Raw genomic sequence first — 25,746 nt, 5'->3', positions numbered from 1 at the left:
GTGACGTAGCAATACCCGGAAGGGTTGCCCCATGCCTCGGATTTTCTTCCCGAGTTCGCCCATCCCGAGGTACTGACCAGCCGTGATGTAACATCAGGACGCGTACGCCCGCAGCTTCTCCGCGCGCTCGCCCTGCCGCAGCTTGGACATGACCTCGCGCTCGATCTGGCGCACCCGCTCCCGGGACAGCCCGAACCGCTTGCCGATCTGGTCCAGCGTCCGCGGCTGCCCGTCGTCGAGGCCGTAGCGCAGCCGGATCACCGACTGCTCCCGCTCGTCCAGCGTCCCCAGCACGCGGCGCATGTCCTCCTGCAGCAGGCCGGAGATCACCACGGTCTCGGCGTCGGTGGCCTCGCCGTCCTCGATGAAGTCGCCGAGCGGGGCGTCCTCCTCGGCGCCCACCGGCATGTCCAGGCTCACCGGGTCGCGGGCGTGGTCCAGCAGGTCGGACACCTTCTCGGGGGCGATGCCCGCCTCGCGGGCCAGCTCCTCGGTCGTCGCGTCCCGCCCGAGCTGCTGGTGCAGGTCGCGCTTGATGCGGGCGAGCTTGTTGACCTGCTCCACCAGGTGGACGGGCAGGCGGATGGTGCGGCCCTGGTCGGCCATGCCCCTGGTGATGGCCTGGCGAATCCACCACGTGGCGTAGGTGGAGAACTTGAAGCCCTTGGTGTAGTCGAACTTCTCCACCGCGCGGATCAGCCCGAGGTTGCCCTCCTGGATGAGGTCGAGCAGCGGCATGCCCCGGCCGGTGTAGCGCTTGGCCAGCGACACGACGAGCCGCAGGTTGGCCTCCAGCAGGTGGTTCTTGGCCCGGTGGCCGTCGCGCACGAGCGAGCGCAGCTCGCCCCGGCGCCCGGCGGCCAGCTCCGGGGCGGTGTCGAGCATGTGCTGCGCGAAGACCCCCGCCTCGATGCGCTTGGCCAGCTCGACCTCCTCCTCGGCACTGAGCAGCGCGGTGCGGCCGATCCCGTTGAGGTACACGCGGACCAAGTCGGCGGCCGGGCTCTGTGCGTCGAGGTCCGCCTCGTAGGACAATTCCGGCTCGCGCTGGTGCGGGATCGTCATGGTGCTCCTCCCCCTGTCGCGGTGGTTCTGACACTCCCAACGTGCTAGGGCGCGGAAACGTTCCCGGCCCCATGTGTGATGACGCTCCCCGCGACCAGGGGGTTGTTCAGGTTTAGCTGAGGTTTCGCTGAGAATGAACGACCGTCCATCCCGGACAGGGGAAACCGGTCAAATCTCCACCAGGACGGTGAAGGGGCCGTCGTTGACGCTCTCCACCGCCATCATGGCGCCGAACCGCCCGGTCTCCACCCGGGCGCCGCGCGCACGCAGCGCGGCGACGACGGCGTCCACCAGTGGCTCGGCCTGCTCGGGGCGGGCCGCCGCGGTCCACGAAGGCCGCCTGCCCTTGCGCGTCTCGCCGTAAAGGGTGAACTGGCTCACCACCAGAAGCGGGGCGCCCGTTGAGGCACAGGACTCCTCGTCCCGCAGGACGCGCAGCTCGTGCAGTTTGCGGGCCATGGTGTCGGCTTTCTCTGCGGTGTCCTCCACATGCACTCCGAGCAATACAAGGAGGCCAGGCTCGTCGATACGGCCGACGGTCTCACCGTCCACGACGACGGCGGCCCGGGTCACCCGGGCGGCGACGGCCCTCACGAGCGGGCCACAGGGATGATCAGCATCCCGGAATGCTCACACGCGGGCGACCAGGTGGAAGTACCGGGCGGTGAGCGAGTACGGGGTCCGGACCGAGAGCGCCAGCTCCAACCGGGTGTACGCCTCGATGTCGGCGGGCTCGTCGGAGGGCAGGTACCCCACGACGCAGCACACGCCGTAGTGGGCGTCGACCGGTGTGCCGACCGTCACCAGGTCGGAGCGCACCTCCTCGACCGTGCAGGAGGGCGTGTCGATCGGGACCGGCCCGGCGTCCAGCTCCCGCAGCGCGCGCTCCGGGTCGCGCCTGCGCAGCGCCGCGTGCAAGGGGGTGGAGGCCGGGTTGGGGGCCAGCACCGACAGCAGCCCGCCCTCGCGTACCGGCGCGACCAGCGCGCGCAGCAGGGCCACCCGGTCGTCGGCGAAGTGCACGAGGTTGTGGCACAGCGCGATGTCGAAGTCGTGCTCGCCGAACAGCTCGGGGGCGTCCTCGGCGGCGGCCTGCACGACGTGCACCCGGTCGGCGACGCCGTGCACCTCCGCGTGCGCCTTGGCCGATGCCAGCATGGCGCCCGCCGGGTCGAGCACGGTGACCTCGTGGCCCGCCAGCGCCAGCCGGACCGCCTCGGTCCCGCCGCCGCCCGCGGCGTCCAGCACGCGCTGCGGACCGGAGGCGTGGCGCATCAGGTTCGCCTCGGTGACCCGGTGGCGAAGGGTCACCAGCGGGCTGTCCGGACGCGGGAGCAGCGCCCTCGGGCGCGTCTCGACCGTGTCGAGCGTCATGTCCTTCTTTGTACCGGCGCTCAAGTGATTCCCCATATATCTGTACCCGGATGGCCCAACTGGGCTCTCGCGGTGGGAGGATGGTCGAGGAGGTGGTGTCGTGAAGACTCCCGAACGGGACGACACCCCGGTACTGATCACCGAGGCCGAGCCGTCGTACGAGGACCAGTTCGCCGCGCGCAAGCGCAAGTACCTGATCATGATGTCGCTGCGGCTGCCCTGCCTGATCCTCGCCGGGGTCTTCCACGAGACGTGGTGGCTGGCGCTGGGCTTCGTCGCCCTGTCCATCCCGCTGCCGTGGATGGCGGTGCTCGTCGCCAACGACCGGCCCCCGCGCAAGGCGGAGCACGTCAACCGCTACCAGCGCGAGGCGACGGCGATCGACGACGGGAAGCGCCAGGTCATCGAGGGCTGAGCGGCTGCGCGCCGAGCTGCCCGACAGCCAGCGCGCCCGCCGCCACCCCCGCGGCCAGCGCCGCGGTCGGGCTCGCGCCGCCCAGCCACGCGGTGAGCACGCCCGCGTTGAAGGCGTCGCCCGCGCCGGTGGTGTCCACGCGCTCGGCGGCCGCCGCGGGCGCCGTCACCGTCCCCGCCGGGTCCACCCAGCTCGCGCCGCCCGCGCCCGCGGTCACCGCCACCGCGCGCACCGCGGGCAGCAGTTCCGCGGCGCTCGCCGGGTCCGCTGACCCGGTCAGCGCCGCCAGCTCGTCGGCGTTGGGCAGCAGCAGGTCGACCCCGCGCACCCAGTCGAGGAACGCGGCCGGGTCGGTGATCAGGGCGCCTGCCTGCGGGTCCACCGACGTGGTCAGCCCGGCCGCGCGCGCGGCGGCCAGCGCGTGCAGCCCAGCGGGGCGCGAGGACGCGTCGAGCAGCACGTAGCCGGACAGGTGCAGGTGCGCGGCCCCGGCCAGCACGCGCGGGTCCAGGTCGCCGGGCAGCAGGCGGGCGTTGGCGCCCCGGTCGGGCAGCATGCTGCGCTGCCCATCGCCGTCGACCAGGACGACGACACAGCCGGTGTTGGCCGTGGCGTCCTCGGTGAAGGCGCACCGCACCCCGAGGCGGGCCAGCTGGGCGCGGGCCGTGGCCGCGGCGGCGTCCGCGCCGACCCGGGACACCAGGGTGATCTCGCCGCCCAGGTGCGCCAGCCACGACGCGGTGTTCGCCGCCGCGCCGCCCACGGTGAGCGCGATGGTGGCCCGCGTGTCGTGGCCGTGCCGCACCGGGCCGTCCGGCCGGGCGACGACGTCCAGCGCGGTGTCCCCGACGACGACCACCCTGACCGCCATGTCCGAGTCCTCCAAACCGCTCGCGTGCCCACCGGACATGCGGTAGAAACCTATCCGGCCCCCTCGTTCCCGGGCCGATCCCACCACCCCGCCGAGGAGGCCCCCGCTGTGTCGCGCGCGCCTTGGGCCCTGGTCGTCGCGGGCTTCCGCCGCTACGCCACCTACCGGCAGGCCACGCTGGCAGGCGCCTTCACCAACATCGTCTTCGGGTTCCTGCGCTGCTACGTGATGCTCGCCGTCGCCGCGAGCGCGGGCGGCGTGCTGCGCGGGTACGACGGCGCGCAGCTGGCGACCTACGTCTGGCTGGGCCAGGGAATGCTGTCGGTGGTCAACATGTGGGTGAGCCTCGACCTCGCCGAGCGGGTGCGCACCGGCGACGTCGTCGCCGACCTGCTCCGGCCGATCAATCCACTGTGGACGTACTTGTGGACCGACATCGGCCGGGCCGGTTTCGCCATGCTGACCCGGTTCGTCGTGCCGCTGGCCGCCGGTCTGGTGTTCTTCGAGCTGTACCTGCCCCGCAGGCCGCAAACCTACCTGCTCGTCGCCTGCTCCATCGCCGCCGCCGTCGTGCTCGGCTTCGCCGGGCGCTACCTGGTGGGCCTGACCGCGTTCTGGCTGCTCGACGTCCGCGGCGCGATGATGGCCTGGAGCGTGCTCTCGACCGTGGCCAGCGGCCTGTACTTCCCGCTGCCGATCCTGCCGGACTGGCTCTACGCCGGGCTGTGGGTGGGCACGCCGTTCCCCTCCCTGCTCCAGGCCACCGTGGACATCGCCGTCGAGCGCGGCGGCCCTGGCCACGGCCTGCTCCTGCTCGCGGGCCAGGTCGCCTGGGCCGCGGTGCTGCTGGCGCTGTGCGAGGTCGTGCAGCGGCGGGCCGTGCGCAAGCTGGTGGTGCAGGGTGGGTGACGCGGGCGTCTACTGGAAGGTCGTGAAGGCGCAGGTCCGCAGCCAGACGCAGTACCGGGCGTCGTTCGTCATCGATATGTTTTTCAGCACGCTGATCAGCGCGCTCGACATCGTCACGGTGTTCGTCCTGTTCTCCGTCACCGGGGGGCTCGGCGGCTTCGGCGGCGAGGCCGTGCTGCTGATCGCCGGGCTCTCGGCCGCCGCCTTCTCCCTGGCCGACATGGTGTTCGGCAACGCCGAGCGGCTCCGCGCGCTGGTGCGCACCGGCGAGTTCGACGTCGTCCTGCTGCGCCCGCTGTCCGCGCTGGCCCAGCTGCTCGCGGGCAATTTCGCCATCCGCAGGGTGGGTCGCGCCGTCCAGGGCCTCGGGGTGTACACCGCAGGGCTCGTGGTCGGCGACATCGACTGGGACCTCCCGCGCGTCCTGCTGGCGGTGGTCGCGCCGCTGGCGGGCACGGTGATGTTCGGCAGCCTGTTCACCGCCGGGGCCACGGTCGCCTTCTGGTGGGTCGAGTCCGGCGAGGTGGCCAACTCCTTCACCTACGGCGGCCGCGACTTCACCTCCTACCCGATCACCATGTTCGGCGGCCTGTTCGGCGGCGTGTTCTCCTTCGGCCTCGGGTTCGCCTTCGTGGCCTACCTGCCCGCGCTGGCGCTGCTGGACCTGCCCGACCCGATCGGCGTGCCGGAATGGCTGCGCTGGTGTTCCCCGCTCACCGCCCTGCTCGCCGCCCTGGCCGCCGCCGCCATGTGGCGCGTCGGGGTCCGCCACTATCGGAGCACCGGATCGTGATTATCGAGGCATCGGGTCTGCGCAAGGACTTCACCGTGCGGCGCAAGATCAGCCGCGTGCGCAGCGAACGCCACACGGTGTCCGCTGTGGACGGTGTCGACCTCGCGGTCGGGCGGGGCGAGCTGCTCGGCTACATCGGACCCAACGGCGCGGGGAAGTCCACCACACTCAAGATGCTCACCGGGGTGCTCACGCCCAGCGCGGGCGCCGTGCGGGTGTGCGGGCTGGAGCCGGTGGCGCAGCGGGTGACCCTGGCCCGGCGCGTCGGCGTGGTGTTCGGGCAGCGCTCACAGCTGTGGTGGGACCTGCCGCTGGCCGAGTCGTTCTCCCTGCTGCGCCACATCTACCGCGTTCCGCGGGCCGACCACGCCGCCCGGCTGGCCCGCTGCACCGCGCTGCTGGGCCTCGACGAGTTCACCGACACCCCGGTCCGCCAGCTCTCCCTCGGCCAGCGGATGCGCGGCGAGCTCACCGCGGCCCTGCTGCACGGGCCCGAGGTGCTCTTCCTGGACGAGCCGACCATCGGCCTGGACGTGCTGAGCAAGCAGGCCGTGCGCGGGTTCCTCGCCGAGATCCACGCGGGCGGCGACGCCACCATCGTGCTCACCACCCACGACCTCGCCGACATCGAGAAGCTGTGCAAGCGCCTGGTGGTCATCGACCACGGCCGCGTCGTCCACGACGGCAGCCTGGAGGAACTCCACACCCGCTACGGGTCGCGCCGCGAAATCGTCGCCGACCTCGACGCCCCGTGGCCGGACGGCCTGCTGCTGCCCGGCGCGCAGGTCGCCGCCGTGGAGAACGACGGGCGGCGGGTCCGGCTGAGGCTCGACGGCGCCACCGCGGGCGAGGTCGTCGCCGCCCTCGCCCACGCGGTGCCGCTGCGCGACCTGTCGGTGCAGGAGCCGGAGATCGAGGACGTGATCGCCCGCCTCTACCGCCGCGACTGAGCCACCGCGACCGCCGCCGCCAGCCGGGTGTTCGCCGCGACCAGCTCGATGTTGGCCGTCAGGCTCACCCCGCCGCTGGCGCTGTGGAAGTGCTCCAGCAGCACCGGGGTGACGTCCTTGCCGCGCACGCCCCGCTCCCGCAGCAGCGCCATGCCGTCGGTGAGCAGGCGGTGGTGCAGGTCGGCGTCCATCTCGTACTCGGCGGGCACGGGGTTGAGCAGCAGCACGCCGCCGGGCCCCTGATGGGCGGCGATGACGGCCGCGACCTCCTCCGGGGTCTCGACCCGCCACGGCACGGAGAAGACGGACTCGCGGCGGTAGAAGGCGGGGAAGCGGTCGGTCCGGTAGCCGAGCACCGGGACCGAGCGGGTCTCCAGGACCTCCACCGTCGCTGCGATGTCCAGGACGGACTTGACCCCCGAGCAGACGACGGTGACCGGGGTGGCGGCGAGGACGTCGAGGTCGGCGGAGATGTCCCACGCCTGCTCGCCGGGCATGGCCAGGTGCACCCCGCCGAGGCCGCCGGTGGCGAAGACGCCGATGCCCGCCCGGTGGGCCAGCGCCGCGGTGCTCGCCACGGTCGTGGCGCCGTCGCGTCCCAGGGCGATGGCGGGGCCGAGGTCGCGCAGGGACAGCTTCAGCATGTTCCCCTCGCACACCCGCGCCAGCTCCCGCGCCGAGAGGCCGACGCGGGCCCTGCCGCCCAGGACGGCGATCGTGGCCGGGACCGCGCCCGCTGCCCTGACCAGGGCCTCAAGCCGGACGCCCACCTCGTGGTTGCGTCCCGGCGGCAGGCCGTGCGCCAGCAGCGTGCTCTCCAGTGCGACCACGGGCAGCCCGTCGGCCAGGGCGGCGGCGACCTCGTCGGCCAGTTCGATGCTCACGACCGGTCATCATCGGACACGCGGCGCACTGGTGCATCATTGAGGGGTGAGCGCACCCACCCAGACCCTCCCCGAGGTCGACTCCCGGCCGGAGGGCACCGACAGCACCGGCGACGACACGCCGAAGATGTTCCACTACGTCCGCAAGGACAAGGTCGTGGAGAGCGCCGTCATGGGCAACATGGTCGTGGCCCTGTGCGGCGAGGTCTTCCCGGTGACCCGGTCACCCAAGCCCGGCTCCCCAGTGTGCCCGGAGTGCAAGAAGGTCTACGAGCGCATGAAGGCCTAGGGCTCCCGGTCGGCCGGGGTCTCCTGCCTGATCTGCGTCTCCCGCCTGACCTGCGTTTCCGGGCCGACCTGCGTCCCTTGGCCAGCCTGCGTTTCTGGGCTGACCCCCGTTTCGGGGCTGACCTGTGTTTCCGGGCCGACCGGCGGCCCCGCCGGGGTGCCGCCGTTGGCGCCCGCGGGGGCGTCGTCGCCGGGCTGCCACGCGCGGGTGGACTCCTCGGCCCTGCGGCGCTCGTTGGCGCGGTCCATCTCCAGGCGGCGCCACTTGCGGCGCTGGCGCCTGGTCATCTTCGCGGGCCGCGTGTCCTGGATGGCGGCGTTGAAGTACGCGCCCAGGATGATCGCCAGGCCGATGAAGAACGCGAACAGCAGGAACGCGATCGGGGTGGCCAGCGCGCCGTAGGTGTAGCCGGTGGTGGTGATCCAGCTGATGTAGAGGCGCAGGATGATGCTGGAGAGCACGAACACCGCCATCGCCAGCACCGCGCCGGGCAGGCCGCGGTGCCAGGGCAGCTTCCGCGGCAGTGCCACCTTGTAGAGCGTGGCCAGCGCCAGCACGAGGACGACGCCGATCGCCGGGTAGTAGGCGATGTCCAGCCACTGGGTGATCGTCGGCCGCCAGGACGTCGGGAACAGGTTCGGCAGCACGTCCGGGCCCAGGGCCAGCACCGGCAGGCCGCCGACCAGCAGCACCAGGCTCAGCACGTAGAGCAACAGCGCGAACACCCGCTGCCACACGTCGCCGCGGACGCCGTACTGCCCGTGCGCCACGGTGATCGCGTCGACGAACGAGGACATGGCCGACGAGCCCGCCCACAGGGAGATCAGGAAGCCGACGGAGACGATCTCGCCGCGCCCGACGGTGAGGATGTCGGAGACGGTCGGCTGGATGATCTGGGTGACGACGCTCTCGCTGAACGCCGTGCGCGAGATCTCGATGAGGTCGGCCTCGACCGCGATGGTGAAGTCCTGGCCGAGCCAGTCGGCAATGAAGCCGAGGCTGCCCAGCAGGCCGAGCAGCAGCGGCGGCAGGGACAGGATCTGCCAGAACGCCGCCTCGGCCGCCTCGGAGAACAGGTTGCCGGACCAGGCCTTGGACAGCGTCAGGCGAGCAAGACCGCGCTTCCGCGCGGTCTTGCCCTGGCTGCTGTCCTCGGTGGTCATCGCGAGGACAAGCATGTCCCATTCGGGGCTGGTCGGCCGGACTGACACCGAAATCCGGGTCCGCGTGTCCGGCGGCGCGGTGCGCGGCGGGTATCCTCGTCGGAGCCCTCGTCGGTCTCCGCTGAGGGCGTTGTCGTGTCCGGGGGGTCTGGGCACACCGGAGAGGAGCTGGGCGTGACCCGGGCGGAAGCGGAACCGGACACCCAGGCGGCCCCGGCCGCCCGCCCACTGCGCGACTGGCAGCGCCGGGCGCTGACGAAGTACCTCACCCGCAAGCCCAAGGACTTCCTCGCCGTCGCGACGCCCGGCGCGGGCAAGACCGTGTTCGGCCTGCGCGTGGCCGCCGAGCTGCTGGCCGACCGCACCGTCGAGCGCCTGGTGATCGTGGCCCCGACCGAGCACCTGAAGTACCAGTGGGCCGAGTCGGCCGCGCTGGCGGGCATCCCGATCGACGCGAACTTCACCAACGCCATGGGCGCGACCTCCCGCGACTTCCACGGCGTCGCCGTGACCTACGCCCAGGTGGCCGCCCACCCCTCGCTGCACCGGGTGCGCACCGAGCAGTTCAAGACCATGGTCATCCTCGACGAGGTCCACCACGGCGGCGACGCCAAGAGCTGGGGCGAGGCGGTCCGCGAGGCGTTCACCCCCGCGGTGCGGCGCCTGGCGCTGACCGGGACGCCGTTCCGCAGCGACGACTCGCCGATCCCGTTCGTCGACTACGAGCCCGACGGCGCGGGCTTCCTGCGCAGCAGGGCCGACCACACCTACGGCTACGCCGACGCGCTGCGCGACGGCGTGGTGCGCCCGGTGATCTTCCTGGCGTACTCCGGCGAGGCGTCGTGGCGGACCAGCGCGGGGGAGGAGTTCACCGCGCGCCTCGGCGAGCCGATGACGGCCGAGCAGACCGCGCGGGCCTGGCGCACGGCGCTGGACCCGTCGGGGGAGTGGGTGCCCGCGGTCCTGGGGGCGGCGGACCTGCGGCTGTCCCAGGTGCGGCAGGGAATGCCGGACGCGGGCGGGCTGGTGATCGCCTCCGACCACGAGTCGGCGCGGGCCTACGCCAAGATCCTGGCCACGGTCACCGGCGAGGAGCCGACCCTGGTGCTCTCCGACGACCCGAAGGCCTCCGGGCGGATCGCCGAGTTCGGCGCGTCGACGTCGCGGTGGCTGGTGGCGGTGCGGATGGTCTCCGAGGGCGTGGACGTCCCTCGGCTGGCGGTCGGGGTGTACGCGACGAGCGCGTCGACGCCACTGTTCTTCGCCCAGGCGATCGGGCGCTACGTGCGGGCGCGGCGCCCGGGGGAGACCGCGAGCGTGTTCCTGCCGTCGGTGCCGGTGCTGCTGGACTTGGCCAGCCAGCTGGAGGCGGAGCGCGACCACGTGCTCGGCAAGCCGCACCGGGAGAACGACGGCTGGGAGGACCAGCTGCTCGCCGACGCCAACCGGACCAAGGACGAGTTGGGCGAGGAGGAGAAGGCCTTCACCTCCCTGAGCGCCTCCGCCGAACTGGACCAGGTGATCTACGACGGGTCGTCCTTCGGCACCTCGGCGTTCTCCGGGTCCGACGAGGAGCAGGAGTACCTGGGGCTGCCGGGGCTGCTGGAGCCGGACCAGGTGCGGGCGCTGCTGCGCAAGCGGCAGGAGACCCAGGTGGCCGCGCGCTCGCAGTCGGCGGCCGACGCCCCCGCCGCGCCCCCGCCGCCGCGTCGGCCGCAGAACGTGGCCGAGCGCCTGGCGACCCTGCGCAAGGAGCTGAACGCGCTGGTCGGCATGGCCCACCACCGCACCGGCAAGTCGCACGGCGCGCTGCACAACGAGCTGCGCCGGGTGTGCGGCGGCCCGCCGACGGCGATGGCCACGGTGGAGCAGCTGGAAGAACGCATCGCCACCCTTCGGTCCTGGTAGGACCCGGCTCCAGAGGACGCTCGGACGACCTCGGCGCCCGGCCGCCGTTCGGTCCTCGGGTGCGCCCGCCTCACCGGCGTCGCCCGTTCGCGGTGCGTAGTGGAGCGGTGGCGGATTCGATGACAATTACCCGAAGATGACCTGGTCGTTGCCAAACCGTGTCCACGCGGAGGTGTCTGAATCGAGCAAGTATGGTTCCGGTCACCGTGGTCCGCGACATATGTTGTGCCGCACAACATTTTCGTGACCAGTGCGAAAGGGACATCGATGCGCAGCAGGAAACTGGCGCTGTTGGCGGCGGGACTGGGGGTCTCCCTGGCCGTCACCGCTTGTGGGGCCAACCAGGAGACCCCCACTGCCCCGAGTGGCTCGGAGACGCAGGCCCCGAGCGGCGACGGCGTCAAGGTGGGCGTGATCCTGCCCGAGACCGCCTCCTCCGCCCGCTGGGAGGGCTTCGACAAGCCCATGATCGAGGCGGCCATGAAGGCCGAGGGCCTTCAGGCCGACGTGCAGAACGCCCAGGGTGACGTGCAGAAGTTCACCACCCTCGCCGACGGCATGATCAGCCAGGGCGTCAAGGTGCTGGTGATCGCCGCCATCAACAGCGAGGTCGGCAGCGCGGTCGCCGCCAAGGCCAAGGCCCGCGGCATCCCGACCATCGACTACGACCGCCTCAACCTCGGCGGGTCGTCGGACTACTACGTCTCCTTCGACAACGTGAAGGTCGGCGAGCTGCAGGGCCAGGGCCTGGCCACGGCCCTCGACGGCAAGAAGGGCGCGCAGGTCATCCAGATCGAGGGCGCCCCGACCGACAACAACGCCACCCTCTTCACCGAGGGCCAGATGAAGGTCCTGCAGCCCCTCTACGACTCCGGCGCCCTCAAGCTGGTCCGCAACCAGCCCATCGACGGCTGGGACAACCAGAAGGGCGGCACCACCTTCGAGCAGATCCTGACCGGCAACGGCGGCAAGGTCGACGGCGTCGTCGCCGCCAACGACGGGCTCGCGGGCGCGGTCATCAACGTGCTGCGCAAGAACGGCCTCAACGGCAAGGTCCCCGTGACCGGCCAGGACGCCACCCCGGACGGCCTCATGGCCATCCTGCGCGGCGACCAGTACATGACCGTCTTCAAGCCGATCAAGCAGGAGGCGGAGGCCACCGCCAAGCTGGCCGCCGCGCTGGCCAAGGGCGACACCGCCGCCGCCGACGCGATCGCCACCGACTCGATCGAGGACACCAAGGCGGGCCGCCAGGTCAAGTCGGTGCTCCTGGAGCCGATCATGATCACCAAGGACGGCGTCAAGCAGGTCGTCTCCGAGGGCTACGTGCCCGCCGCCGACATCTGTGGCGGCGACCTGGCCGAGGTCTGCACGGAACTCGGCATCAGCTGACCCAGCCCGCCGTCCCCGGCGCGTCCCGACGCGCCGGGGACGGCTCCTTCCAGGAGATCCGGCCATGAGCGAACCCATCCTTGAGATCAGCGGGCTGAACAAGAGCTTCGGTCCCGTCCACGTGCTGCACGACGTCGACTTCACCGTCCGCGCGGGCGAGGTGACCGCTCTCGTCGGTGACAACGGCGCGGGCAAGTCCACCTTGGTCAAGTGCGTCGCGGGCATCTACCCGACGGACTCCGGAGAGGTCCGCTTCGCGGGCGAGCCGGTGCACATCCACGGCCCGCGCGAGGCCTCCGACCTCGGTATCGAGGTCGTCTACCAGGACCTCGCGCTGGCCGACAACCTCGACATCGTGCAGAACATGTTCCTCGGCCGCGAGCGCGGCGGGGCCTGGCTGCTGGACGAGGCCGCCATGGAGAAGGCCGCGCGGGAGACCCTGGCCTCCCTGTCCGTGCGCACGGTCAAGTCCGTCCGCACGCCCGTCGCGTCGCTGTCCGGCGGGCAGCGCCAGACCGTGGCCATCGCCAAGGCCGTCCTCTGGGAGAGCAAGGTCGTGCTGCTCGACGAGCCGACCGCCGCCCTCGGCGTCGCGCAGACCCGCCAGGTGCTCGACCTCGTGCGCAGGCTGGCCGAGCAGGGCCTCGGCGTGGTCCTGATCAGCCACAACATGGCCGACGTCTTCGAGGTCGCCGACCGCATCGCCACCCTCTACCTCGGGCGCATGGTCGCCGAGGTGCCGACCAGGGACGTCACCCACGCCCAGGTCGTCGAGCTGATCACCGCGGGCCGCTCCGGGGACCTGGGCCTCGCCCGCCCCGAGTCCGCGACCGTCTGAGCCGAGGTATCCCCATGACTGACACTCCTGTGGCCAACCGGGACTCCGGCGGCGCCATCTCCGACTTCGGCATCGACACCACCAAGCAGTCCACCGGCGAGGCCGTGCGCGACTACACCGCCCGGCTGCGCGGCGGCGACCTCGGGTCGCTGCCCGCCGTGCTCGGCCTGGTCGCGCTGGTGATCGTGTTCGCCGCGCTGTCGGACTACTTCCTCACCCTGGACAACGTCGCGAACCTGCTCGCCCAGGGCGCAGGCAAAATGATCATCGCCATGGGGCTGGTGTTCGTCCTGCTGCTCGGCGAGATCGACCTGTCCGCGGGCACCGCCTCCGGCGTGTGCGCGGCGGTGATGGCAATGCACTACGTCCGCTCCGGCAACCTGCTCGGCGGCATGGGCAGCATGGTCTTCTACGTCTTCGCGAGCGGCCTGGTCGTGGCCATCGCGCTGGCGGTGTTCATGCGGATCTGGGCGGGCGCGGGGTTCGCCGCGATCGCCCTGGCCATCGCCGCGGTCGGCGCGCCGCCGAACCCGTGGATCGAGATGCTGCTGGCGGTCTCGGTCGGCGCGGCGATCGGTGTGATCACCGGGTTCCTGGTCTCGAAGATCGGCATGCCGTCCTTCGTGGTGACGCTCGCGCTGTTCATCACCTGGCAGGGCGTGATCCTGCAGTTCATCGGCGAGGGCGGCGTGTTCGGCATCGGCACCCAGCCCACGCTGTTCGCCGTGGCCAACGGCAACCTGCCGGTCTGGGGCAGCTGGCTGCTGTTCGTGGTCGCCGCGGGCGGCTACGCCGGGGTCCTCCTCGGCGAGCACTTCCTGCGCTCCAGCCGGGGACTGGTCACCCCGCCGACGCCGGTCGTGGTCGCCAAGGCCGCCGCGGTCGCCGTCATCGGCGCCCTGGCCACCTGGGCGCTGTGCCTCAACCGCTCGCCCAATGACGCGGTGGTCATCGAGGGCGTTCCCTACGTCGTGCCGATCGTCCTCGCGCTGCTGGTCATCGGCACCTACGTGCTCAACCGCACCCGCTACGGCCGCCACATCTACGCCGTGGGCGGCAACGCCGAGGCCGCGCGGCGCGCGGGCATCAATGTGAGCAAGATCCGGGCGAGTGTTTTCGTGGTCGCGTCCGCCGCGGCGGCGATCGGTGCGATCGTGTACTCGTCCAAGGTCGGATCGGTCGACCCGCAGGCCGGTGGGCTCAACACCCTGCTGTTCGCCGTGGGCGCCGCGGTCATCGGCGGCACGTCGCTGTTCGGCGGGCGCGGCAAGGTGTTCCACGCCGTCGTCGGCGGACTGGTCCTCGCCACCGTGGAGAACGGGCTGGGCCTGATGGAGCAGCCCGCGGCGGTGGTCAACATCGTCACCGGGCTCGTACTGTTGCTCGCGGCGACCGTGGACGCGCTTTCCCGCAGGCGGGCGGCGGTGGCGGGCAGGTAGCAGGAGGAGAACGACGTGACCAGCACACCGACGGCGGGCGCGCGACCCGACGAGGTGCGCAGGCACAACCGCACGGCGCTGCTGCGGCGCCTGCACATCGAGGGCCCGACCACCCGCGCCGCCCTGGCCACCGAGCTGGGGCTCAACCGCAGCACCATCAAGGCCCTGGTCGACGGCCTCGCCGAGACCGGGGTGGTGGAGGAGCGGGTGCCGAGGGCCCGCTCCGGCGCGGGCCGCCCGTCCCTGCTGGTGCTGCCGCAGCCGCTGGCAGCGGTTGTGCTGGCCGTGGACATCCGCGTCGAGCAGGTCGCCATGGCGCTGGTCGGGCTCGGCGGGGAGATGCTCGGCCGCAACAGCTGGAACCTGCGCGGCAGGGCCCGCGAGCCCGACGAGGTGATCACCCACATCATCGAGTCGGTGCGGGTGCTCGCCGACGAGCTGGGCGTGCGCACGATCGCCGCGGGCGTCTCCGTCCCCGGCGTCGTGCGCCGCTCCGACGGCTTCGTCCACGAGGCCCCGAACCTGCAGTGGACCGGCATTCCCCTCGGCGACCGCCTGGGCGCGGCGCTGGGCATCCCCATCAGGGTCGGCAACGACGCCGAGATCGCCGCGCTCGCCGAGCACCTGCGCGGCGTCGCGCGGGGCTCGCTGGACGCGGTGTACGTCTCGGCCGACATCGGGGTGGGCGGCGGGGTCATCTCCGACGGCTCGGCGCTGCGCGGCACCGCGGGCTACATCGGCGAGCTGGGGCACATGGTGGTCAACCCGACCGGCAGGGCCTGCTACTGCGGCAGCCGCGGGTGCTGGGAGACCGAGGTCGGCGAGATCGCCCTGTGCCGGGCCCTGGGGCTGCCCGAGGGCTCCCCGCGCGGGGCCGTGGTCGCCGAGCTGCGGGCCCTCGGCGCGGTGCCCGCGGAGGCCGACCGCAAACTGGCCGACTTCAGCGAGTGGCTGATCCTGGGGCTGGTCAACATCGTCAACGCGTTCAGCCCCGAGCTGGTGGTGCTGGGCGACCTGTTCACCTCGCTGCCGCTGCCGCTGGTGGCGCGGGCGGGCGCGGAGGTCGGGCGGCGCAGCCTGGTCAGCAGGGCCATCGGCGGCACCCGCATCCTGCCGTCGACGATGGGCGCCGACGTCAAGCTGATCGGCGCCGCGGAACTGGCCTTCGAGCCGGTGCTGGGGGCGGTGTAGCCGCTTGCGGTCAGCCGAGTGGCCGCTGCCAGTCAGCCAGTCAGCCAGTCAGCCGGTGGCCGCCACCGGTAGCCGGTCAGCCGGGTGGCCGCCACCGGTCAGGGCGGCGCGGGAAGGTCAGTGCGGGAACCCCGGAATGCCGAACGGGCGGCACCCATGCTGGGTGCCGCCCGTTCGGGGACAAAGGGATGTGAGTTTCAGGCCTCGAGCTGAGCCGACAGCTCACGCAGGCGGTCCTGGTGGGCGCGCGCGTGGTGGTTGCAGAACAGCAGCTCGCCCCCAGAGGGGAGAACGGCGCGAACCTTTGCGGCTGCGCCGCAGCGGTCGCAACGGTCGGCAGCAGTCAGCTCGGGGCGGGTGAGCGTCGTGGTCGTCATGGGAGTTCTCCCTCCGTCCCGGCACCGGGTGGCTCCGGTGCCCTTCGGCTGCGGTCACGGTTGCCGCCGTGCTCGCGCTTCCTACTCTTACAGACGCACGGGCGGATGGCAGTGTTCCCAATGTCTGGACATGATGTGGTCACGGCTGCTTAACGCAACCTCGAACACACACAAAAGCCCAGGTCCAGCGGAAACTCCGCGCAGAAGGGCAACATCGGCCACCTGGGCGCCCACCCTTGTTCACCACGGGCGAACGGTGGTCGACCGCACATCCGACTGGTCGTTCACTCAAACGTCTGCTTGACCACACGACGAAGGGCCGCCCGCTCGACGCGCGGACGGCCCCTCACCGAAATCGAGCGGCTACTCGAGGTAGTCCCGCAGCACCTGGGACCGCGACGGGTGGCGCAGCTTGGACATCGTCTTGGACTCGATCTGGCGGATGCGCTCGCGGGTGACCCCGTAGACCTGGCCGATCTCGTCCAGGGTCCGCGGCTGCCCGTCGGTCAGGCCGAAGCGCAGCCGGACGACGCCAGCCTCGCGCTCGGACAGCGTGGCCAGGACCGACTGGAGCTGGTCCTGCAGCAGGGTGAACGACACCGCGTCCACGGCCACGACGGCCTCGGAGTCCTCGATGAAGTCGCCGAGCTGGCTGTCGCCCTCGTCGCCGATGGTCTGGTCGAGCGAGATGGGCTCCCGGGCGTACTGCTGGATCTCCAGCACCTTCTCCGGGGTGATGTCCATTTCCTTGGCCAGTTCCTCCGGGGTGGGCTCACGGCCCAGGTCCTGGAGCAGCTCACGCTGTATGCGGCCGAGCTTGTTGATGACCTCGACCATGTGCACCGGGATGCGGATGGTGCGGGCCTGGTCGGCCATCGCGCGGGTGATGGCCTGGCGGATCCACCACGTCGCGTAGGTCGAGAACTTGTAGCCCTTGGTGTAGTCGAACTTCTCCACCGCGCGGATCAGGCCGAGGTTGCCCTCCTGGATCAGGTCCAGGAACGCCATGCCGCGGCCGGTGTAGCGCTTGGCGAGGGAGACGACCAGGCGGAGGTTGGCCTCCAGCAGGTGGTTCTTGGCGCGCTCGCCGTCACGGACGATCCAGCGCAGGTCGCGGCGCATCTGCGGCTGGAGCTTCTCGTTGTCGTCCTCGGCCTTGCGGACGCGCTCGGCGGCGTAGAGCCCGGCCTCGATGCGCTTGGCCAGCTCCACCTCCTCCTCGGCGTTGAGGAGCGCGACCTTGCCGATCTGCTTGAGGTAGGCGCGGACGGAGTCGGCGGAGGCGGTGAGCTCGGCGTCCTTGCGGGCCTGCCGCAGCGCCTCGGACTCCTCCTCGTCCCAGACGAAGTCGCCGTCCTTGCTCGGCTTCTCCTCTTCCTTGACCACCTCGACGGGCTCCACGGCCTCGTCGACCGGGTCGACCTCGACCTCTTCGAGGTCGGAGAGGTCGGGGTTGTCCGGGTCCTCGGGCTCCTCGCCCTCGGGCCCGTCACCCTTCTTCGACCCCGCGGCCTTGGGGGCGGCGGGCTTCTTGGGGGCACGGGGAGCCTTGGCGCCCTTTTTCGCCGTTGTCTTGTCGCCAGTGGCGTCCTGCAGCTCCTCGTCCGAAGCCGGTGCGCCCTTGGTCGTCTTGGCGGTGCTCGCCGACGCCGTCGAGCGTCGGGTTGCGGTTCGTGCGGCTGCCACGTACGCCCTTTCAGAACGGTCCATCACGACAGGTCCCACGCAGGAATGCCTGATCAAGCCTGGTCACTGTCGGAGTTCGGGGAGAGCCCGGAGGCCGGCTGGGCCGCGGGCCGTGTTCCATTGTAGCGACGCCGACGGGACAAGAGGGACGCGCCGACCTTCCCGGCCCGCCCGCGGCCGGAGCGGGACCCCACGCCGCCCCGGCCGGGGACGGTTTCAGGCCGTCTCGACGCTCGCGTGGGCGGCCGCGGCCGAGGCGGCCCCGACGATCCCCGCGGCGTTGCGCAGCTCCGCGGCGACGACGCGGGTGCGCACGTCCAGCATCGGCAGCCACTTGTCGGCCTTCTTGCTGACCCCGCCGCCGACGATGATCAGGTCCGGCCAGATCAGGTTCTCCAGGGCGTTGATGTAGCGCGACACCCGCGGCGCCCACTGGTCCCAGGTCAGCTCTTCCTCGTCCTTCACCGACGCCGCCGCCCGGGTCTCGGCGTCGTGCCCGTCGACCTCGAGGTGGCCGAACTCGGTGTTGGGCACCAGCTGCCCGTCGAGGAACAGCGCGCTGCCGATGCCGGTGCCGAAGGTCAGCAGCACGACGACGCCGGAGCGGTCGCCCGGCCAGCCGTAGCGGATCTCGGCCATGCCCGCCGCGTCGGCGTCGTTGAGCACCACGACCTCGCCGGGCCCGCGGTCCAGCCGCTTGGCGAACAGCGTGGCCGCGTCGGTGCCGATCCACGCCTTGTCGATGTTCGCCGCGGTGTGGGCGACCCCGCTCTTGACCACCGAGGGAAGCGTCACCCCGAGCGGACCGTCCCAGCCGAACTCGGTCACGATCTCGGCGATCACGTCGGCCACCGCGTCCGGGGTCGAGGGCTGCGGGGTGTCGATGCGCAGTCGGTCGCCGACGAGCCTGCCCGCCGCCAGGTCGACAACGCCGCCCTTGATGCCGGACCCGCCGACATCCACTCCGAAGCCGCGGGCTGCTGCTGCCATGCCGCTGGTCCTTCCTATTCGATTCAGAACCACGTGCCGCAGACATTAGCCGCCGCGCGCCTTGTGTGGTCCTATGGCCAGGTGGGAACCACAGAACTGGAACTCGCGGACATCGCGTTGACGGTCGCCGGAGAAGCTGCTGAGCTGGCCCGCGCGCTGCGCGCCAGGGCGGTCCGGGAGTTCGGCACCAAGTCGGGCGTGACCGACGTCGTGACCGCGGCCGACACCGCCGCCGAGGAGCTGATCCGCTCCCGGCTCGCCGAGCTGCGCCCCGGGGACGCGGTGCTCGGCGAGGAGGCCGGGATGACCGAGGGCGCGGGCGTCACCTGGGTGGTCGACCCGATCGACGGCACCGTGAACTACCTCTACGGCCACCCCTGGTACGCCGTCTCGGTCGCCGCGCAGGTCGACGGCGACTCGGTGGCGGGGGCGGTGGTGGAGCCGGTCAGCGGGCGCCGCTGGACCGCGGCGCGCGGTCACGGCGCCCGGCTCGACGGCGAGCCCCTGCGGGTCTCGGCGCCGACGTCGCTCGAGGTGACGCTGCTGGCCACCGGCTACGCCTACGACCCCACCATGCGCCAGGCGCAGGCCGAGGTCGTGGCCCGGCTGCTCGGCGTGGTCCGGGACGTGCGCAGGGGCGGCTCGGCCGCGCTGGACCTGTGCGCGGTCGCCGCGGGCTGGGTCGACGCCTACGTCGAGCGCGGGACCAACCGCTGGGACTGGGCCGCGGGCGCGCTGATCGCCCGCGAGGCGGGCGCGGTGGTCCTGCTGCCGGGACAGGCGCGGGACTTGGGCGCCGACGCGGTCTTCGCCGCGGCGCCCGCCATCGCCGAACAGCTGCGCGCGGCCATCGCCGAGGCCGGAATGGGCTTCTAGCCACTCCGCGTTGCTCGGGCGGTGGCCCGGAGCTGTGCGGGTGGCGGCCTGGCAGCCGGCCTCGCGCTCGAATGGGGTCCAGGTCGTGTTTCAGATATGAGGGGCTACCGGACTGGCGCGGCTATGCCCGTGCCTCACATCTGAAACACGGTCTAGCAGCGCACGTCGCGGGCGGCCATGGCCAGGGTGGTGTCCATGGCCGGGCCGTCCCCGTCGGCCTGCAGGCCGCCCTGCTGGCCGGGGTTCTTCGCCGACCACTGGGCGAGCTGCTCGAGGATCTTGCGGCCCTCCGGCCGCGGCGTCACGTGGTCGAAGCGCTGGCCGACGGCGAAGTCGACGGTGGCGTCCTGGCGCTCGTCGCGCACCAGCTCCGCGCACGGGACCAGCAGGCTCAGCGTGCGGGCGGCGGCCACGCCCTGGGCGCCGAAGCGGATCTGGCCGTGGCAGGTCAGCTCGCCCTGCGGGAAGAACTCGTCGTTCTCCGGCTCGGCGAGCTGGGTGAAGCCGAATTCGCGCAGCGCCTCGGTGACCGCGGTGGCCTGGCGGTTCTGGCCGCTGGCGTTGAGCACGCGCACCAGAGCGGTCTTCGCGGGCGCGGCTGCGGTCTCGTCGAGGGCGTTGGCGGGCAGCACCTCGCCGACCCCGGAAAGCTCACCGTCGGGCGCCCCGCTGGCCAGTGTGGACGACGGGCAGACACGCGCGTCAAGGCGTTGCTCCTGGGCCTTCTCCAGCACCTGGATCCACACCACGCCTGCCGCGATGGCGAGCACGCCCAGGAACACCAGCGCGGGCAGCGGGCGCCGCTTGCGGTATCGAGGGGCCTTGCCCCGTTTCACCCCGCGCCCCGACACTCTCGGGCCCTCCCTACCCATGTCCACCCCCGGTTTGGCAACGCGATCGCTGCTGCTCAGCCTATTCGTTTCCAAGATCGTCCGGGGGACTGTCCGACATGGCGCAACGCTCCTGTGACAATCGGCCGATGCCGTCGCCTGGAGCGATGATCCGATGGCGTACAGTCACCTCCCAATCGAGATCGCACCACGTGGGCGCGGCTTGGGCAACACCCTCCCACTCGGGCGGGTGCTGTTCAGATGCCACGAGAGCAACACGGCCAAACCCGCTGATGCGAATCCGGTGCGTGGACGTCGCGGGGATGGGCTACCCTCTGCGCGCTCTCCGTCTTCGCTGGGGCCAGCCGAATCGATCCTGAATGATCGGCGCCACCTCACGTCGGCAGCGAGACGCCCGTCACTCGACGGGCGGGCACAAACCGGGGCGCTGGGACGTTTACCAGCGGCACGACCCACATCCTGAAGGACCGCAGGGGTGAAGGAAGATGGCGACCGACTACGACGCACCACGCCGCAGTGAGGCAGATGACCTTGCCGAGGACTCCCTCGAGGAGCTCAAGGCGCGGCGGAACGAGACGCAATCCGGCGTCGTCGATGTGGACGAGTCGGACACCGCGGAGAGCTACGAGCTGCCCGGAGCCGACCTCTCGGCCTTGTCCGGCGAGGACTTGACAGTCCGCGTCGTGCCCAAGCAAGCCGACGAGTTCACGTGTTCCAAGTGTTTCCTGGTGCACCACCGCAGCAGGCTCGCGGAGGAACAGAACGGCATGTACGTCTGCCGCGACTGCGTGTGAACCCACGCACCGCGCGGCTACCGGGCCTGGAGCGCGGCGACCACGCGGTCCGGATGACGGGTGCTGAACAACCAGTACGGGGTCGGGTCGGCCGGATCGGCCACCCGGACCCGCACGAGTGGTCCCACCCAGCCGCGGTGCAGCAGGTAGGCCGCCGGGTCCAGGTTGGGGCCCAGCGCCGCCCGCTTCTCCCCGGGCCCGAAGACCTCGACCTCGCCGACGAACTCCAGCGGCAGGCGCGCCTCGCCGACCCGCAGCTCGCCGTCCTCGACGGCGACGCGGGTCCCTCCGGCGCGCACGATGGCGAAGACGGCCAGGGGGACCAGCACGACGTAGGGCAGCCACGCGCGCACGCCGGGGTAGCCCATGTGCACCTCCGCGGCGAGCAGGGACGCGGCGATGAGGGGCAGCGGCCACCAGTACCACGTCACGTAGAGGCGTTCCGCGTGGCTGCGCTGGGTGGCCGAGTCGGTGCGGGCCGTGCCCGAGGGGTCCGTCACGGCTCCAGGGTAGTCTCGCCGCTCGTGCCCAGCGTCGAGGTCCTGCTCACCCGGCTCGACCCGGGTGTCCCGCTGCCCGCCTACGCCCGTCCCGGCGACGCCGGGGCCGACCTGGTCACCACCGAGGACGTGGTGATCGAGCCGGGCGAACGGGTGCTCGTGGGCACCGGCATCGCGATCGCCCTGCCGGAGGGGTACGCGGGGTTCGTGCACCCGCGCTCGGGGCTGGCCGCCAGGACCGGCCTGAGCGTGGTCAACACCCCGGGCACCATCGACGCGGGCTACCGCGGCGAGATCAGGGTCTGCCTGGTCAACCACGACCGGCGCGAGCCGATCGCGCTGCGCAGAGGAGACCGGGTGGCGCAGTTGGTTGTGCAGCGGGTGGAACACGCGGTATTCCGTGAGGTGTCGGCGCTGCAGGCGACAGAGCGCGGCGCGGGCGGCTACGGCTCGACCGGCGGGCACTCCGTGCTCGGCGGTCGATACGGGACGGAGGAGTAGTGGGACTGTTCGGGCGCAAGCGCCGCAGGGACGAGGCGGAGTCGGCCCCCGCCGTCGCCGAGCCGGTCGAGGACACCCCGGTCGAGCTGGCCGACCGGTCCGAGGGCCCGTACGACGTCGAGGACGCCCCCGAGGACGACATGCCGCGCCTGGACCTGGGCGCGGTGCGCTTCCCGGTCCCCGACGGCGCGCAGTTGCAGGTCGAGATGGACCCCTCCGGCCCGGTCCGCGCCGTCCACATGCTGACCCAGATCGGGCAGTTCACCGTCACCGCCTACGCCGCCCCCCGCTCCGGCGGCCTGTGGCGCGAGATCTGCGGGGAGCTGGCGGAGCAGCTGCGCGGTGACGGCGCGAAGGTGTACAGCGCGGTGGGCGACTGGGGCCAGGAGCTCAGCGCGTCCATGGGCGAGGCCGCCCTGCGCTTCGTCGGCGTCGACGGCCCCCGGTGGATGCTGCGCGGCGTGGTCGCAGGCCCGCCCGAGCTGGCCGAGAACAGCGCCAAGGCCCTGCGCGAGCTGCTGCGCCGCACGGTGGTCGTGCGCGGCAACTCGCCCATGCCGGTGCGCACGCCGCTGCCGCTGGAGCTGCCGCAGGCGATCGCCGAGCACATCGCCCAGGCCCAACAGGACCAGCCGCCCGCTTAGGCCGTGTTCCAGGTGTGGGGCACGGCATGGCCGCGCGCACAGCACATCTGAAACACGACTAGAGGTCTTCGCGCGCCCGCAGCAGGCCCAGGACCGCGGCCCTGCCCAGGGCTTCCGGGTCGGCTCCCAGGACTTCGAGGCGGGTGCGGCGCAGCACCGCGCGCGGCAGGGCGGCGGCCCACTCCTCGGCGACCCGCTCGGGGTGGACGGGGTCGTCCACGCAGCAGGCCACGCCCGCGGGCACGTCCAGGCCCTCCAGCTCCGCCGTCGACGGCGCGGGCCGGGCCGCCGCGCACGCGAGCGAGTCGGCGAGGCCGGGGCCGTACGCGGTCCAGGCCCGGGTCAGCTCGTCGGCCAGCCACCCGGCCACGCCGTCCACGGCGGAGGCCAGGGCCGCCGCGGTTCCGCGGGCCCGTACGTCGGCGGCGCTGTAGGTGGCCGCCAGCGCCGCCGGGGCGCCGTCGGGTGGGCCGGTCCAGCCCGGCAGGGCGAGCAGGAGCCCGGCGCAGCGCCCGGGGTTCGCCACCGCCCACTCCGCGGCCAGGTGGGCGCCGAGGGAGATGCCCCCCGCGATGACCGGACCCGCGTCCGCCGCGCGATCCAGGCAGGTCAGGTAGGCTTCCGCGAGTCCTAATCCAGGAACGGGCGCGGGCGTCAGCAGGCGGGCACCCAGCACCGACACCGGCACGGCGAAGACCGAGCGGACGAAGACCTCGTCCGAACCGGTCCCCGGCAGGAGCACGGCGGTCGGCGGCTGGGTCACACTCACGCCCTTTTCCTTGTCGCGGTGGCACCTCACACGGTTACGCTGATTGTGCATGGGTCGCGCAGTCGGGGCCGACCCCACCACAGAGCGGATTCCTCATGGTCACAAAGGGGGACGGGGCATGGCACCGCCTCGTCAAACGGCTCACCGCCGACGTGGCGGAGCTGGACGCGGACGACCTGTCCACGCAGTCGGCGCTGCAGGGCGCCCGGCGCGCCTGTGACTGCTCCTCCGGTGACGAGGTGACCCTCTGCGGGCGGCTGCGCAGCGTCGAGCTGTCCCCGGCCGACTCGGTGGCCACGCTGGAGGCCGAGCTGTTCGACGGCACCGACGGCGTGACCCTGGTCTGGCTCGGGCGGCGGCGCATCGCGGGCATCGAGCCGGGCCGGACCGTGAAGGCCCGGGGTAGGATCGCGGTCCGCGACGGTCGCAAGGTCCTGTACAACCCGTACTACGAGCTGCTGACCACAACCTGACTCGCGAAGGTCCCATGACGAATCCCGAGCCCGCCGCCCCCACTCCCGCGGCGGACGAGGAGGAGCGGCAGCAGACCCTGCTGGAGCAGATGGGCGGCATCAGCGGCCTCGTCTACTCCTCGCTTCCCGTTGTCGTGTTCGTGCTCGCCAACGCCTTCTTCGGGCTCACCGCCGCCATCTGGTCGGCGCTGGGCAGCGCCGCGCTGATCACCGTCGTCCGGGTGGTGCGCAAGGAGCCGCTGCAGCCCGCCATCTCGGGGTTCTTCGGCGTCGGCATCGCCGCGTTCATCGCCTACCAGACCGGCAGCGCCAAGGGCTTCTTCCTGTTCGGCATCTGGACGAGCCTGGTCTACGGCGGAGTGTTCCTGGCCTCGGTGCTGGTCCGCAGGCCGCTGGTGGGCGTCATCTGGTCGCTGCTCAACGGCCTGGGCCAGGGGTGGCGCTCGGACCCGAAGTCCCGGCGCGCCTACGACCTGGCCACGCTGACCTTCGTCGCGGTGTTCGCCGCGCGGTTCACCGTGCAGAAGTGGCTCTACGACGAGGACCTGACCGGCTGGCTGGCGTTTGCCAAGCTGGCGATGGGGTACCCGCTGTTCGCGGTCGCCTTGGCGGTCACCGTCTGGGCGGTGCGCAAGGCGGGCGCGCGGCAGAAGGAGCGCGAGGCGGCCGAGGAGACCGACGCCGACGTCGAGGCCAGGTTGCGGACCAAGTACTCAGGTCCGGCCTGATCGTTCACAACTCAGGTGCTTAGCGGTCGCTTCACGCCGGTAGACTTACGGTTACGTAACCGTAGGAAACGTCTTGGGGGAGACGCCAGACCCGAGAGGTGCCCGCTTCGTGACCGCCATCAAGCCCTCACCCGCGCCGAAACCCGTGCTCGGCAGGCGCCGCAGCACCTCGGAGCAGGTCAGCGTGTACCTGTTCCTGCTGATCCCGCTGGCCGCGCTGGCCGCCGCCGTCCCCTTCGCGTGGGGCTGGGGCCTGGGCTGGACCGATGTCGCCATCGGCGCGTTCTTCTTCATGATCTCCGGCCTCGGGGTCACCGTCGGGTACCACCGGTACTTCACCCACAGCTCCTTCCGGGCCACCCGCGCGCTGAAGATCGCGCTGGCCGTCGCGGGCGGCATGTCCGCGCAGGGCTCGGTCATCGACTGGGTGGCCGACCACCGCCGCCACCACGCCTTCTCCGACAAGGAGGGCGACCCGCACTCGCCGTGGCTGTTCGGCACCGGCCCGGTCGCGGTGATGCGCGGCTTCTGGCACGCCCACATGGGCTGGCTGTTCGACCGCGACCGCACCAACGCCGAGCGGTTCGCCCCCGACCTGCTCGCCGATGACGACGTCCAGCGCGTCGACCGGATGTTCCCCCTGCTGACCATCATCACCATGCTGGCCCCCGCCCTGCTGGGCGGTCTGCTGACCTGGTCGTGGCAGGGCGCGCTGACCGCGTTCTTCTGGGCGGGCATCGTCCGCGTCGCGCTGCTGCACCACACGACGTGGTCGGTGAACTCCATCTGCCACATGCTGGGCGATCGCCCGTTCAAGTCCCGCGACCGCGCCAGCAACGTCTGGCCCCTCGCGCTGATCAGCTTCGGCGAGTCGTGGCACAACTCCCACCACGCCGACCCGACCAGCGCCCGCCACGGGGTGCTGCGGGGTCAGGTCGACATCTCCGCCGGGGTCATCCGCATCTTCGAGCGGCTGGGCTGGGCCACCCAGGTCCGCTGGCCCACCGAGCAGCGCCTGGCCAAGCTGCGCGCGGACGCCTAGACCCGCGCGAACCCGGGACCCGCGCGAACAGCTA

At 71.9% G+C, this 25,746-nt stretch carries 29 protein-coding genes; 17 read left to right on the top strand and 12 right to left on the bottom strand.

The window, feature by feature from the left end; genetic code table 11:
- Positions 1-93 precede the first annotated feature (93 nt).
- The 3 genes from ACTG9Q_RS17080 to ACTG9Q_RS17070 all read right to left on the bottom strand — a co-directional run bounded on the left by ACTG9Q_RS17080 (position 94) and on the right by ACTG9Q_RS17070 (position 2,439).
- On the bottom strand, positions 94-1,065 hold the full coding sequence (locus ACTG9Q_RS17080; RefSeq protein ID WP_455573776.1) for a sigma-70 family RNA polymerase sigma factor: 972 nt from the start codon (positions 1,063-1,065) through the stop codon (positions 94-96).
- A 168-nt stretch (positions 1,066-1,233) separates the two neighbouring features.
- On the bottom strand, positions 1,234-1,659 hold the full coding sequence (dtd, locus tag ACTG9Q_RS17075) for a D-aminoacyl-tRNA deacylase (RefSeq protein WP_455573775.1): 426 nt from the start codon (positions 1,657-1,659) through the stop codon (positions 1,234-1,236).
- Positions 1,660-1,695: 36 nt separating this feature from the next.
- Positions 1,696-2,439 (bottom strand): class I SAM-dependent methyltransferase, encoded by a 744-nt coding sequence (locus tag ACTG9Q_RS17070; protein WP_455573774.1) that lies wholly within the window; start codon positions 2,437-2,439, stop codon positions 1,696-1,698.
- Between the two features lie 100 nt (positions 2,440-2,539).
- Between ACTG9Q_RS17070 and ACTG9Q_RS17065 the strand changes: the two genes are divergently transcribed.
- Positions 2,540-2,854 (top strand): DUF3099 domain-containing protein, encoded by a 315-nt coding sequence (locus ACTG9Q_RS17065; protein WP_455573773.1) that lies wholly within the window; start codon positions 2,540-2,542, stop codon positions 2,852-2,854.
- On the opposite strand, the gene ACTG9Q_RS17060 is transcribed toward ACTG9Q_RS17065, so the two are convergent.
- On the bottom strand, positions 2,841-3,725 hold the full coding sequence (locus ACTG9Q_RS17060; protein ID WP_455573772.1) for a carbohydrate kinase family protein: 885 nt from the start codon (positions 3,723-3,725) through the stop codon (positions 2,841-2,843). The two genes, ACTG9Q_RS17065 and ACTG9Q_RS17060, sit on opposite strands and share 14 nt — an antisense overlap.
- Before the next feature lie 108 nt (positions 3,726-3,833).
- Here ACTG9Q_RS17060 and ACTG9Q_RS17055 point away from each other — a divergent pair, with 108 nt between their 5' ends.
- The 3 genes from ACTG9Q_RS17055 to ACTG9Q_RS17045 are packed head-to-tail and all read left to right on the top strand — an operon-like array spanning position 3,834 to position 6,377.
- Positions 3,834-4,634, top strand: coding sequence for an ABC transporter permease (locus ACTG9Q_RS17055; RefSeq protein ID WP_455573771.1), 801 nt, complete (start codon positions 3,834-3,836; stop codon positions 4,632-4,634).
- Complete coding sequence (locus ACTG9Q_RS17050) at positions 4,627-5,427, top strand: ABC transporter permease (RefSeq protein ID WP_455573770.1); 801 nt, start codon at positions 4,627-4,629, stop codon at positions 5,425-5,427. Before ACTG9Q_RS17055 ends, ACTG9Q_RS17050 begins: the two co-directional genes overlap by 8 nt.
- The gene (locus ACTG9Q_RS17045; RefSeq protein WP_455573769.1) at positions 5,424-6,377 is read left to right on the top strand and encodes an ABC transporter ATP-binding protein; all 954 of its coding nucleotides are present in this window, start codon (positions 5,424-5,426) and stop codon (positions 6,375-6,377) included. Before ACTG9Q_RS17050 ends, ACTG9Q_RS17045 begins: the two co-directional genes overlap by 4 nt.
- Here ACTG9Q_RS17045 and ACTG9Q_RS17040 read toward each other — a convergent pair.
- Entirely contained in the window at positions 6,362-7,261 is a 900-nt protein-coding gene (locus ACTG9Q_RS17040) for a pseudouridine-5'-phosphate glycosidase (protein ID WP_455573768.1), read from the bottom strand. The two genes, ACTG9Q_RS17045 and ACTG9Q_RS17040, sit on opposite strands and share 16 nt — an antisense overlap.
- A 46-nt stretch (positions 7,262-7,307) precedes the next feature.
- Here ACTG9Q_RS17040 and ACTG9Q_RS17035 point away from each other — a divergent pair, with 46 nt between their 5' ends.
- Positions 7,308-7,550 (top strand): DUF3039 domain-containing protein, encoded by a 243-nt coding sequence (locus tag ACTG9Q_RS17035; RefSeq protein WP_455573767.1) that lies wholly within the window; start codon positions 7,308-7,310, stop codon positions 7,548-7,550.
- Here ACTG9Q_RS17035 and ACTG9Q_RS17030 read toward each other — a convergent pair.
- Positions 7,547-8,713 (bottom strand): YihY/virulence factor BrkB family protein, encoded by a 1,167-nt coding sequence (locus ACTG9Q_RS17030; protein WP_455573766.1) that lies wholly within the window; start codon positions 8,711-8,713, stop codon positions 7,547-7,549. The genes ACTG9Q_RS17035 and ACTG9Q_RS17030 overlap by 4 nt on opposite strands.
- Positions 8,714-8,887: 174 nt before the next feature.
- Here ACTG9Q_RS17030 and ACTG9Q_RS17025 point away from each other — a divergent pair, with 174 nt between their 5' ends.
- From ACTG9Q_RS17025 to ACTG9Q_RS17005, 5 genes are all read left to right on the top strand, one after another.
- Complete coding sequence (locus ACTG9Q_RS17025) at positions 8,888-10,621, top strand: DEAD/DEAH box helicase (protein ID WP_455573765.1); 1,734 nt, start codon at positions 8,888-8,890, stop codon at positions 10,619-10,621.
- A gap of 267 nt (positions 10,622-10,888) precedes the next feature.
- Entirely contained in the window at positions 10,889-12,013 is a 1,125-nt protein-coding gene (locus tag ACTG9Q_RS17020; RefSeq protein ID WP_455573764.1) for a sugar ABC transporter substrate-binding protein, read from the top strand.
- Positions 12,014-12,077: 64 nt separating this feature from the next.
- Complete coding sequence (locus ACTG9Q_RS17015; RefSeq protein ID WP_455573763.1) at positions 12,078-12,851, top strand: ATP-binding cassette domain-containing protein; 774 nt, start codon at positions 12,078-12,080, stop codon at positions 12,849-12,851.
- Between the two features lie 14 nt (positions 12,852-12,865).
- Positions 12,866-14,290, top strand: a complete 1,425-nt coding sequence (locus tag ACTG9Q_RS17010; protein ID WP_455573762.1) for a sugar ABC transporter permease — start codon at positions 12,866-12,868, stop codon at positions 14,288-14,290.
- 15 nt (positions 14,291-14,305) lie between these two features.
- Positions 14,306-15,481: an ROK family protein gene (locus tag ACTG9Q_RS17005; RefSeq protein ID WP_455573761.1), complete on the top strand. Its 1,176-nt coding sequence runs from the start codon at positions 14,306-14,308 to the stop codon at positions 15,479-15,481.
- Positions 15,482-15,678: 197 nt separating this feature from the next.
- On the opposite strand, the gene ACTG9Q_RS17000 is transcribed toward ACTG9Q_RS17005, so the two are convergent.
- The 3 genes from ACTG9Q_RS17000 to ppgK form a co-directional block, all read right to left on the bottom strand.
- Positions 15,679-15,858 (bottom strand): DUF7455 domain-containing protein, encoded by a 180-nt coding sequence (locus ACTG9Q_RS17000; RefSeq protein ID WP_455573760.1) that lies wholly within the window; start codon positions 15,856-15,858, stop codon positions 15,679-15,681.
- A 363-nt stretch (positions 15,859-16,221) separates the two neighbouring features.
- Positions 16,222-17,544 carry an RNA polymerase sigma factor gene (locus ACTG9Q_RS16995; protein ID WP_455573759.1) on the bottom strand — a complete coding sequence of 441 codons (1,323 nt, stop codon included), beginning with the start codon at positions 17,542-17,544 and terminating at the stop codon, positions 16,222-16,224.
- A gap of 216 nt (positions 17,545-17,760) precedes the next feature.
- The gene (ppgK, locus tag ACTG9Q_RS16990; RefSeq protein WP_455573758.1) at positions 17,761-18,534 is read right to left on the bottom strand and encodes a polyphosphate--glucose phosphotransferase; all 774 of its coding nucleotides are present in this window, start codon (positions 18,532-18,534) and stop codon (positions 17,761-17,763) included.
- A gap of 81 nt (positions 18,535-18,615) precedes the next feature.
- Here ppgK and ACTG9Q_RS16985 point away from each other — a divergent pair, with 81 nt between their 5' ends.
- A complete protein-coding gene (locus tag ACTG9Q_RS16985) occupies positions 18,616-19,410 on the top strand; it encodes an inositol monophosphatase family protein (RefSeq protein WP_455573757.1) in 795 nt (264 codons plus the stop codon).
- A 152-nt stretch (positions 19,411-19,562) separates the two neighbouring features.
- Here the strand turns inward: ACTG9Q_RS16985 and cei are convergent, their stop codons facing one another.
- Positions 19,563-20,246 carry an envelope integrity protein Cei gene (gene cei / locus ACTG9Q_RS16980; RefSeq protein WP_455573756.1) on the bottom strand — a complete coding sequence of 228 codons (684 nt, stop codon included), beginning with the start codon at positions 20,244-20,246 and terminating at the stop codon, positions 19,563-19,565.
- A 500-nt stretch (positions 20,247-20,746) separates the two neighbouring features.
- Between cei and ACTG9Q_RS16975 the strand changes: the two genes are divergently transcribed.
- Positions 20,747-21,055, top strand: coding sequence for a DUF4193 domain-containing protein (locus tag ACTG9Q_RS16975; RefSeq protein ID WP_455573755.1), 309 nt, complete (start codon positions 20,747-20,749; stop codon positions 21,053-21,055).
- Between the two features lie 17 nt (positions 21,056-21,072).
- On the opposite strand, the gene ACTG9Q_RS16970 is transcribed toward ACTG9Q_RS16975, so the two are convergent.
- Positions 21,073-21,555, bottom strand: a complete 483-nt coding sequence (locus tag ACTG9Q_RS16970; RefSeq protein ID WP_455573754.1) for a DUF3093 domain-containing protein — start codon at positions 21,553-21,555, stop codon at positions 21,073-21,075.
- A gap of 24 nt (positions 21,556-21,579) precedes the next feature.
- Between ACTG9Q_RS16970 and dut the strand changes: the two genes are divergently transcribed.
- Both dut and ACTG9Q_RS16960 read left to right on the top strand, forming a co-directional pair.
- The gene (dut, locus tag ACTG9Q_RS16965) at positions 21,580-22,056 is read left to right on the top strand and encodes a dUTP diphosphatase (RefSeq protein WP_455573753.1); all 477 of its coding nucleotides are present in this window, start codon (positions 21,580-21,582) and stop codon (positions 22,054-22,056) included.
- Entirely contained in the window at positions 22,056-22,700 is a 645-nt protein-coding gene (locus tag ACTG9Q_RS16960; protein WP_455573752.1) for a DUF3710 domain-containing protein, read from the top strand. Before dut ends, ACTG9Q_RS16960 begins: the two co-directional genes overlap by 1 nt.
- Positions 22,701-22,758: 58 nt before the next feature.
- Here ACTG9Q_RS16960 and ACTG9Q_RS16955 read toward each other — a convergent pair whose 3' ends face one another.
- The gene (locus ACTG9Q_RS16955; protein ID WP_455573751.1) at positions 22,759-23,469 is read right to left on the bottom strand and encodes an alpha/beta fold hydrolase; all 711 of its coding nucleotides are present in this window, start codon (positions 23,467-23,469) and stop codon (positions 22,759-22,761) included.
- Positions 23,470-23,564: 95 nt separating this feature from the next.
- Between ACTG9Q_RS16955 and ACTG9Q_RS16950 the strand changes: the two genes are divergently transcribed.
- From ACTG9Q_RS16950 to ACTG9Q_RS16940, 3 genes are all read left to right on the top strand, one after another.
- Complete coding sequence (locus ACTG9Q_RS16950; protein ID WP_455573750.1) at positions 23,565-23,942, top strand: OB-fold nucleic acid binding domain-containing protein; 378 nt, start codon at positions 23,565-23,567, stop codon at positions 23,940-23,942.
- A gap of 14 nt (positions 23,943-23,956) precedes the next feature.
- Positions 23,957-24,670 carry a DUF3159 domain-containing protein gene (locus ACTG9Q_RS16945; protein WP_455573749.1) on the top strand — a complete coding sequence of 238 codons (714 nt, stop codon included), beginning with the start codon at positions 23,957-23,959 and terminating at the stop codon, positions 24,668-24,670.
- Between the two features lie 109 nt (positions 24,671-24,779).
- Complete coding sequence (locus ACTG9Q_RS16940) at positions 24,780-25,712, top strand: acyl-CoA desaturase (protein ID WP_455573748.1); 933 nt, start codon at positions 24,780-24,782, stop codon at positions 25,710-25,712.
- Positions 25,713-25,746: the final 34 nt, after the last annotated feature.

The sequence above is a fragment of the Actinokineospora lacus genome (assembly GCF_053813445.1).
The sequence above is the reverse complement of the archived record's forward strand: the minus strand, read 5'-3'. Positions and strand labels throughout refer to the sequence as shown.

Excerpts from the sequence above, each read along its gene's own strand:
- ACTG9Q_RS17080 (WP_455573776.1), bottom strand. The coding sequence starts at position 1,065 with ATGACGATCCCGCACCAGCGCGAGCCGGAATTGTCCTACGAGGCGGAC.
- ACTG9Q_RS17070 (WP_455573774.1), bottom strand. The coding sequence starts at position 2,439 with ATGACGCTCGACACGGTCGAGACGCGCCCGAGGGCGCTGCTCCCGCGT.
- ACTG9Q_RS17060 (WP_455573772.1), bottom strand. The coding sequence starts at position 3,725 with ATGGCGGTCAGGGTGGTCGTCGTCGGGGACACCGCGCTGGACGTCGTC.
- ACTG9Q_RS17030 (WP_455573766.1), bottom strand. The coding sequence starts at position 8,713 with ATGACCACCGAGGACAGCAGCCAGGGCAAGACCGCGCGGAAGCGCGGT.
- ACTG9Q_RS17020 (WP_455573764.1), top strand. The coding sequence starts at position 10,889 with ATGCGCAGCAGGAAACTGGCGCTGTTGGCGGCGGGACTGGGGGTCTCC.
- ACTG9Q_RS17015 (WP_455573763.1), top strand. The coding sequence starts at position 12,078 with ATGAGCGAACCCATCCTTGAGATCAGCGGGCTGAACAAGAGCTTCGGT.
- ACTG9Q_RS17010 (WP_455573762.1), top strand. The coding sequence starts at position 12,866 with ATGACTGACACTCCTGTGGCCAACCGGGACTCCGGCGGCGCCATCTCC.
- ACTG9Q_RS17000 (WP_455573760.1), bottom strand. The coding sequence starts at position 15,858 with ATGACGACCACGACGCTCACCCGCCCCGAGCTGACTGCTGCCGACCGT.
- ppgK (WP_455573758.1), bottom strand. The coding sequence starts at position 18,534 with ATGGCAGCAGCAGCCCGCGGCTTCGGAGTGGATGTCGGCGGGTCCGGC.
- ACTG9Q_RS16975 (WP_455573755.1), top strand. The coding sequence starts at position 20,747 with ATGGCGACCGACTACGACGCACCACGCCGCAGTGAGGCAGATGACCTT.
- ACTG9Q_RS16950 (WP_455573750.1), top strand. The coding sequence starts at position 23,565 with ATGGTCACAAAGGGGGACGGGGCATGGCACCGCCTCGTCAAACGGCTC.
- ACTG9Q_RS16945 (WP_455573749.1), top strand. The coding sequence starts at position 23,957 with ATGACGAATCCCGAGCCCGCCGCCCCCACTCCCGCGGCGGACGAGGAG.